The sequence below is a fragment of the Streptomyces sp. CO7 genome, assembly GCF_053474865.1.
Genome location: NZ_JBRIOU010000001.1, coordinates 281,002 through 288,224, shown reverse-complemented (window position 1 = coordinate 288,224; position 7,223 = coordinate 281,002). Strand labels below are relative to the sequence as shown.

Annotated in this window: 6 protein-coding genes; 3 read left to right on the top strand and 3 right to left on the bottom strand. The window is 75.0% G+C overall.

Annotated elements, in window-relative coordinates; genetic code table 11:
* Both ACOV8S_RS01320 and thpR read left to right on the top strand, forming a co-directional pair.
* Positions 1-2,933, top strand: a 2,933-nt coding sequence (locus tag ACOV8S_RS01320) for a sacsin N-terminal ATP-binding-like domain-containing protein (RefSeq protein WP_448315468.1), incomplete at its 5' end; no start/stop codon positions are given.
* Positions 2,934-3,054: 121 nt separating this feature from the next.
* Positions 3,055-3,636 (top strand): RNA 2',3'-cyclic phosphodiesterase, encoded by a 582-nt coding sequence (gene thpR / locus ACOV8S_RS01315; protein WP_448315466.1) that lies wholly within the window; start codon positions 3,055-3,057, stop codon positions 3,634-3,636.
* Positions 3,637-3,814: 178 nt separating this feature from the next.
* Here thpR and ACOV8S_RS01310 read toward each other — a convergent pair whose 3' ends face one another.
* The 3 genes from ACOV8S_RS01310 to ACOV8S_RS01300 form a co-directional block, all read right to left on the bottom strand.
* Positions 3,815-4,813, bottom strand: coding sequence for an aldo/keto reductase (locus ACOV8S_RS01310; RefSeq protein ID WP_448315464.1), 999 nt, complete (start codon positions 4,811-4,813; stop codon positions 3,815-3,817).
* Positions 4,814-4,874: 61 nt separating this feature from the next.
* The gene (locus tag ACOV8S_RS01305; protein WP_448315462.1) at positions 4,875-5,456 is read right to left on the bottom strand and encodes a Uma2 family endonuclease; all 582 of its coding nucleotides are present in this window, start codon (positions 5,454-5,456) and stop codon (positions 4,875-4,877) included.
* Between the two features lie 89 nt (positions 5,457-5,545).
* Positions 5,546-6,238, bottom strand: coding sequence for a GDSL-type esterase/lipase family protein (locus tag ACOV8S_RS01300; RefSeq protein ID WP_448315460.1), 693 nt, complete (start codon positions 6,236-6,238; stop codon positions 5,546-5,548).
* A 58-nt stretch (positions 6,239-6,296) separates the two neighbouring features.
* Here ACOV8S_RS01300 and ACOV8S_RS01295 point away from each other — a divergent pair.
* A partial coding sequence (locus ACOV8S_RS01295) for a WD40 repeat domain-containing protein (RefSeq protein ID WP_448315458.1) occupies positions 6,297-7,223 on the top strand: 927 nt, incomplete at its 3' end.

The window sequence follows — 7,223 nt, the reverse complement described above, 5'->3', positions numbered from 1 at the left end:
CCGGCGTCCCGGGCCGCCTGCGCCTCACCCTGCGCGACGGCGTCCTGGTCGCCGCGAACACCGGCGCCCCGCTCGACGCGGCCGGCGTGGAGTCGCTGTCCACCCTGCGCGCCTCCGCCAAACGCGACACGGACACCGCCGTCGGACGCTTCGGCGTCGGCTTCGCCGCCGTCCTCGCCGTCACCGACGAGCCCGCTGTCGTCTCCCGCCACGGCGGCGTCCGCTGGTCCCTCGCCGAGTCCCGCGACCTCGCCGCCGCCGAGGCCGAGGCCAGGGGCAGCGCGGGCCTCACCGAGGAGATCCGCCGCCGCGACGGCCACGTCCCGGTGCTGCGCCTGCCCTTCCCCGCCGAGGGCACCGCGCCCGCCCCGTACGACACCGCCGTCATCCTCCCGCTGCGCGACACCGCCGCCGAGGCGCTCGCCGCCCGGCTGCTGGACGCCGTGGACGACGCCCTGCTGCTGGCCCTGCCGGGGCTGGCCGAGGTCGTCGTGGAGAGCGACGACGGGCCCGAGCGCGTGCTGCGCCGCCGCGACGAGGGCGACGTGGTGGTGGTCGAGGACTCCCGGACCGGCACCACCCGCTGGCGCACCGCCGCCGGCCACGGCGAGCTCGACGCCCGGCTGCTCGCCGACCGGCCCGTCGAGGAACGCCTGCGCCCGCACTGGTCGGTGACCTGGGCCGTCCCCGTCGACGACGCCGGAGCGCCCGGCCGGCCCCGCACCAGCCCCGTGCTGCACGCGCCGACCCCCAGCGACGAGCCGGTCGGCGTGCCCGCCCTGCTGATCGCCGCCTTCCCGCTGGACACCACCCGCCGGCACGTCGCGCCCGGAGCGCTCACCGACTTCCTGGTGGAGCGCGCCGCCGACCTCTACACCGCGCTGCTGTCCGCCTGGCGTCCGGTCGGCGAGGGCCTGATCTCCCTGGTCCCCGGCCCGCTCGGCAAGGGCGAACTGGACGGCGCCCTGCGCGCGGCCGTCCTGGACCGGCTGCCCCGCACCGCCTTCCTGCCCCCGGCCCTCCCGCCGCGCGGCGACGGCTCGGACAGCGACCTGCCCGAGGCGCTGCGGCCGCGCGACGCCGAGGTCGTCGAGGGCGCCGGCGCCGGCACCGTCAAGGTCCTCGCCGAGGTGCTGCCCACCCTGCTGCCCGCCGGACTGGAGCGCCGCACCGAGCTGCGCTCCCTCGGCGTCGCCCGGCTCCCGCTGACCGAGGCGATCGACCGGCTGGCCGGGCTGGAGAAGTCCGCCGAGTGGTGGCACCGGCTCTACGACAGCCTGCTGGGCGTCGACCCCGACCGGCTGACCGGCCTGCCCGTCCCGCTCGCCGGGGGAGGCCGCACCGTCATCGGCCCGCGCCAGGTGCTGCTGCCCACCCCCGACGGGCCGTCGGCCGACCCGGAGCTCCTCGCCCGCCTCGGCCTCAAGGTGGCCCACCCCGACGCCGCGCACCCCCTGCTGGAGAAGCTGGGCGCGCTGCCCGCGACCGCCCGCGCCGTCCTCACCACCGGCCAGGTCCGCGCCGCCGTCGCCGCCTCGCTCGAGGACGAGGGCGCCGGCTGGGACGAGGACGCGCTGGACGCCGACGAGCTCGCCGACCTGGTCCTCACCCTGGTGCGCGACGCGAACCTGGAGCCGGGTGACGAGCCCTGGCTGGGGGCGCTGGCCCTGCCCGACGAGGAGGGCGAACTCGCGCCGGCCGGTGAACTGCTCTTCCCCGGCAGCGCGTTCGCCCGCGTCGTGCGTGAGGGAGAACTGCTCGCGGTGGACGAGGAGATCGCCGGGCGCTGGGGCGAGGAGACCCTCGCCGCCTGCGGCGTGCTGGCCGGCTTCACCCTGGTCCGCGCCACCGACGTCGTCCTGGACCCGGACGAACTGGAGCCCCGCGACTCGGAGTTCGCCGAGCCCGACGACGCCGGGCTGCTGGACGCGGTCGACGTCTGGTGCGAGGACGTCCTGGACCGCTTCCCCGGCACGCCCGTCCCGCCGGTCGCCACCGAACTGGTCGCCGTCCGCGACCTGGAACTGGTCGACGACGACCACTGGCCCGAGGCGCTGGCGATGCTCTCCCGCCCGCCGCTGCGGGACGCCCTCGTCCAGCCGGTACGGGTGCTGATGCCCGACGGCACCCACGAGACGGTCCGCCCGTACACCGCCTGGTGGCTGCGCGGCCACCCGGTGCTGGACGGCCGCCGCCCGGCCGGACTGCTCGCGGCCGGCGGCGACCCCCTGCTGCGCGGCCTCTACGACGAGGCGGACGCCACCGGCTTCGGCGACGTGCAGGTGCTGCGCGCCCTGGGCGTGCGCACCTCGGTGGCCGCGCTGCTCGACGAGCCGGGCGGGCCGGCCGAGCTCCTGGACCGCCTCGCCGACCCGGACCGCCAGGTCACCCCCGCCCAGCTGCACGGCCTGTACAGCGCGCTCGCCGAGCTCGACCCCGAGCGGGTCGGGCTGATCCCCGACGAGGTGCGCGCGGTGGTGGACGGCCGCGCGGAGATCGTCGACTCCGCCTACGCGGTGGTGGTGGACACCCCCGACCTGCTGCCGCTCATCGAGGGCACCCCGCTGCTGCCGGTCCGCCCGGAACGCGCCGCCGAACTGGCGGAGCTCTTCCAGATCCGCCGCCTCAGCGAGACGGTGCCCGGGACGGTCGTCTCGCAGGGCGTGGAGCACGAGGTGCCGCAGGCGGTGCGGGCGCTGCTGGGGCCCGCCGCCCCGGAGACCTACGTGGAGCACGAGGAACTGGTGGTCGACGGGACCGAGTTGGACTGGCGGCTCGCCGTGGACGGCACGGTGCACGCCGCCACGCTGGTGGGCGTCGCCGCCGGGCTCGCCTGGGCCGCCCGCCAGTGGCCCCGCCGCTTCGAGGTCGCCGCCCTCCTGGAGGACCCCTCCCGCACCGCCGAACTCGCCACCGCGCGCTGGTTCGACTGACCCGGAGTCCCGGGCCCCGGCAGCCGCCGGGGCCGGTCCGGCGGCTGCCGGGCCCGGTCCGGTGGCCGGTCCTCCGCCAGGCGGATGGCGTCCGGGCCCCCGGGCCCGTCACCCTGGGGGCATGCGCCTCTTCGCCGCCGTGCTGCCCCCGGACGACGTGATCCAGGACCTCGCGGACGCCGTGGCCCCGCTCCGCGGGCTCCCCGCCGGGCAGCGGCTGCGCTGGACCGCGCCCGCGAACTGGCACCTGACCCTCGCCTTCTACGGCGAGGTCGACGAGGAGCGGCTGCCCGCCCTGCGCGAGCGGCTGGCCCGCGCGGCCGCCCACACCGCGCCGTTCACGCTGAGCCTGGCCGGGGCCGGCCAGTTCGGCCGGGGGCGCGCGCTGTGGGCCGGGGTCCAGGGCGACGTGCGGGACCTGGGCTTCCTCGCCTCACGCACCGAGGCGGCCGGCCGCAGGGCGGGCCTGCGCCTGGAGGAGCACCGCCGCTACCGGCCGCACCTCTCCCTGGCCCGCTCCGGCCGCGGCGCCGCGCCGCCGGACGTCCGGCCGGTCCTGGAGGCCCTGGACGGCTACCGCGGCCGCTCCTGGCCGGTGGAGGAGCTGGCCCTGGTCCACAGCCGGCTGCCGCGCTCCGGGATCCCCGGCGAGCAGCCCCGCTACGAGACGGCCGCCCGCTGGCGGCTCGGCGCCTCCGGTTAACCTCGAAGGCGTGGATACCAAGACCCGGAACCGGATCATGGCCGGTGTGCTCGTTCTGATGTTCGTCGCCGTCGCCCTGGCCTCGGCCGTCGGCGGGTAGTCCGGCCGACGACGCGAGGGCGACGCGACGGCGCGGGGCGCCCGCCCGCGTGCCGGGCGGGCGCCGTCGGCGACGGGTCTACCAGGCGAACGCCTCCGGGGACGGGCCCGGACCGGGGAAGATCTCGTCCAGCCCGGTCAGCACCTCCTCGCTCAGCTCCAGCTCGAGCGCCCGCAGCGCGGACTGAAGCTGCTCGACGGTGCGCGGGCCGACGATCGGCCCGGTGACGCCCGGCCGGGTCAGCAGCCACGCCAGCGCGGCCTCGCCCGGCTCGATGCCGTGCTTGTCCAGCAGGTCCTCGTAGGCCTGCACCTGCTCGCGCACCGCGGTGTTCGCCAGCGCGTCCGCGGACCGCCCGCTCGCCCGCCGCCTGCCCTCGTTCTCCTTCTTCAGCACGCCGCCCAGCAGGCCGCCGTGCAGCGGCGACCAGGGGATCACGCCCAGGCCGTAGTCGCGGGCCGCCGGGATGACCTCCATCTCAGCGCGCCGCTCGGCCAGGTTGTACAGGCACTGCTCGCTGACCAGCCCGATGGTGGTGCCGCCGCCGCGGCGGGTGGCGACCTCGTTCGCCTGGGCGATCTTGAAGCCGGGGAAGTTGGAGGAACCGGCGTAGAGGATCTTGCCCTGCTGGACGAGGACGTCCACCGCCTGCCAGATCTCCTCGAACGGGGTCCGGCGGTCGATGTGGTGGAACTGGTACAGGTCGATGTAGTCGGTGTTCAGCCGCTTGAGGCTGGCCTCCACGGCGCGCCGGATGTTCAGCGCGGAGAGCCGGTCGTGGTTGGGCCAGGGCTTCTCGTCGGCGCTCATGTTGCCGTACACCTTGGTGGCCAGCACCACCTTGTCGCGGCGCTCACCGCCCTTGGCGAACCAGCTGCCGATGATCGACTCGGTGCGGCCCTTGTTCTCGCCCCACCCGTACACGTTGGCCGTGTCGAAGAAGTTCAGGCCCGCGTCGAGGGCGGCGTCCATGATCGTGTGGCTGTCGGCCTCGTCGGTCTGCGGGCCGAAGTTCATGGTCCCGAGGACGAGCCGGCTGACCTTGAGACCCGTGCGTCCCAGTTGTGTGTACTTCATGGTCCCCAGCCAACGCCCTGACGGCGCGTCGGGCAAGAGGGACTCGGCGCTCACCCTGTGGTCACTCCACCGGGAAGTCCTTGGTGGGGAGGGTGAGGCCCAGGGAGGTGGAGGAGAGATCGACGTCACCGCCGAAGGCGACGGTCAGTTCGGTCATGTACATCCCCTCCTTGGGGTCGGTATAGGCGTGGCACCGGCGCTGATAGGGGTCGGCGATGACGTAGACCGGCACCTCGGCATGCGCGTAGGCGCTCTTCTTCGGCTCGTAGTCGTTGCGTGCCGTCCCCCGGGAGATCACCTCGGCGATGAACTCGACGTCCTGGTACCGCCAGCGCTCCCCGGGGCCGGGCTGGGCGCCGTCCCGCAGCATCGCGACATCCGGGCAGAAGCCGTTGAGGTGGCCCGGAAAGTCGATGCGCACATCGGAGAGGACGAGGACGTCCATGCCGAAGGCGTCCTCCAGGACACGGAGGATCCTGCGGATGATCTCGAAGTGGATGCGCCGCTGCGGCGACATGTGGATGACTCCCCCGACGATCTCAGCCTTGTAGCCCGCGGGGGCGGCCATCTCATCGAACAGAGTGTCAAGCGCCTGTTCGTCGATGGCGGCCATGTCGATCCCATCTTGCAGGAGGACGGTCATCGTGGCGCTCCTTCCCCGGCCGCCCTCGGACGAGTCCGGCCGGACGGTTCAACGATAGGGAGGAGCGGCCGGTAACGCGCGGAGATCCGTCAGGGGAACGAGCGTTCGTAGCGCTCTCCCAGCCCCCAGGCCTCGTGCATGGTGTCGGCGAAGGTCGCCGCCAGCTTGTGCTCGCCGGAGGCGTTGGGGTGGGTGCCGTCGTAGGTGTCGTGGTCGATGTCCCAGCCGGGCGGCACGGGGGCGAGCAGGACGGGGGAGTGCTCGGTGTGCAGGGTCTCGACCTCCTGGGCGAGGAGCTCGTTGAAGCGGGTCACCTCGCAGGCGAAGTCCTCGTCCTTCGCGGCGCGCACGTTGGGGATCACCGGCAGCATCACCATCCGCACCGCGGGCCGGACCTCGCGCGCGTTGATCACGAAGCGGCGCACGTTGTCGGCGGTCTGCCGGGCGTTGGTGTAGAAGCCCAGGTCGATCAGGCCCAGGGAGATGAGCAGCACGTCGGCGCGGTGGGCGCGGACCTCCTCGCCGATCAGCGGCATCATGTGGTGCCAGCCCTCGCCCCAGCCGGCCAGGTGCGCGCGGGGGAACGCCGGGTCGACGTCGGCGGCGTACGCGTACGCGTCGGGGCCGTCGGTGGCCGGGTCGTGCAGCGCCTCGCGGGGACCGACGATCCCGAACGGGGCGTCGAGCGTGGCCCGCAGGTGCTGCCAGAGGCGGTAGCGCCAGGTGTGTTCCCCCGCGCTGCCGATCGTCATGGAGTCCCCGACGGGCATGAACCTGAGCATCCGATCATGATGCCCCGTTCCCGGCCCGCGACGCGACGTGAGGGGGGACACTGGGCGCATGCTGCGTCGATCCCTTCCGACCCTCGCCGGGGCGGTGCTCCTGGCCGCCGCCGGGTGTGCCGTCCCCGCCGCCCCCGCCGCCGCCGTGGAGGGGGACGGGAGCTTCACGCTGGCCGACCCGCGGATCACCGAGTCGAGCGGTCTCGCCGCCTCGCGCCGGCACCCGGGGATCTACTGGACGCACAACGACAGCGAGGACGGCTCGCGGGTGTTCGCCGTGGACGGCCGCACCGGGCGGACCGTCGCCACCGTGACCCTGTCGGGCGTCGGGCAGGCGCGGGACATCGAGGCCGTGTCGGTCGGGCCGGACGGGCGGGTGTACGTCGGGGACATCGGCGACAACTTCGACGGCGGGTGGGACCACGTCTGGATCTACGCCTTTCCCGAGCCGGAGCGGCTGCGGGACGCCACCGTGCGGGCCACCCAGTACGTGGTGAAGTACCAGGGCGGGGCGCGGGACGCCGAGTCGCTGGCCGTGCATCCGAAGACGGGGCGGGTGTACATCGTCGACAAGCGCAAGGGCGGCGACGGGCACGTCCTGGCCGGGCCGGAGCGGCTGTCGGCGTCCGGGGTGAACGTCTTCCGGCCGGTGGCCGGCATCGACGTCTGGGCGACGGACGCGGCGTTCTCCCCGGACGGGTCCCAGCTGGCGGTGCGGGGCTACCTGGACGGCGTGCTGCTGGACTGGAACGGCGGCCGGCCCACGGTGCGGGAGCGACTGTCGCCCCCGTTCCAGGGGCAGGGGGAGTCGCTCACGTACAGCGCGGACGGGCGGCTGCTGCTGTTCGGCAGCGAGGGCGAGGGCAGCCGGGTGGTCGCGAAGCCGGCCCCCGAGGGCGCCGCGGTGGAGAAGCCCGAGCGGTCCGCGCGACCCGGGGACGCCTTGCCGTCCTCCCGCCCCCCGGCGGCGGGCCCGCCCGCGGAG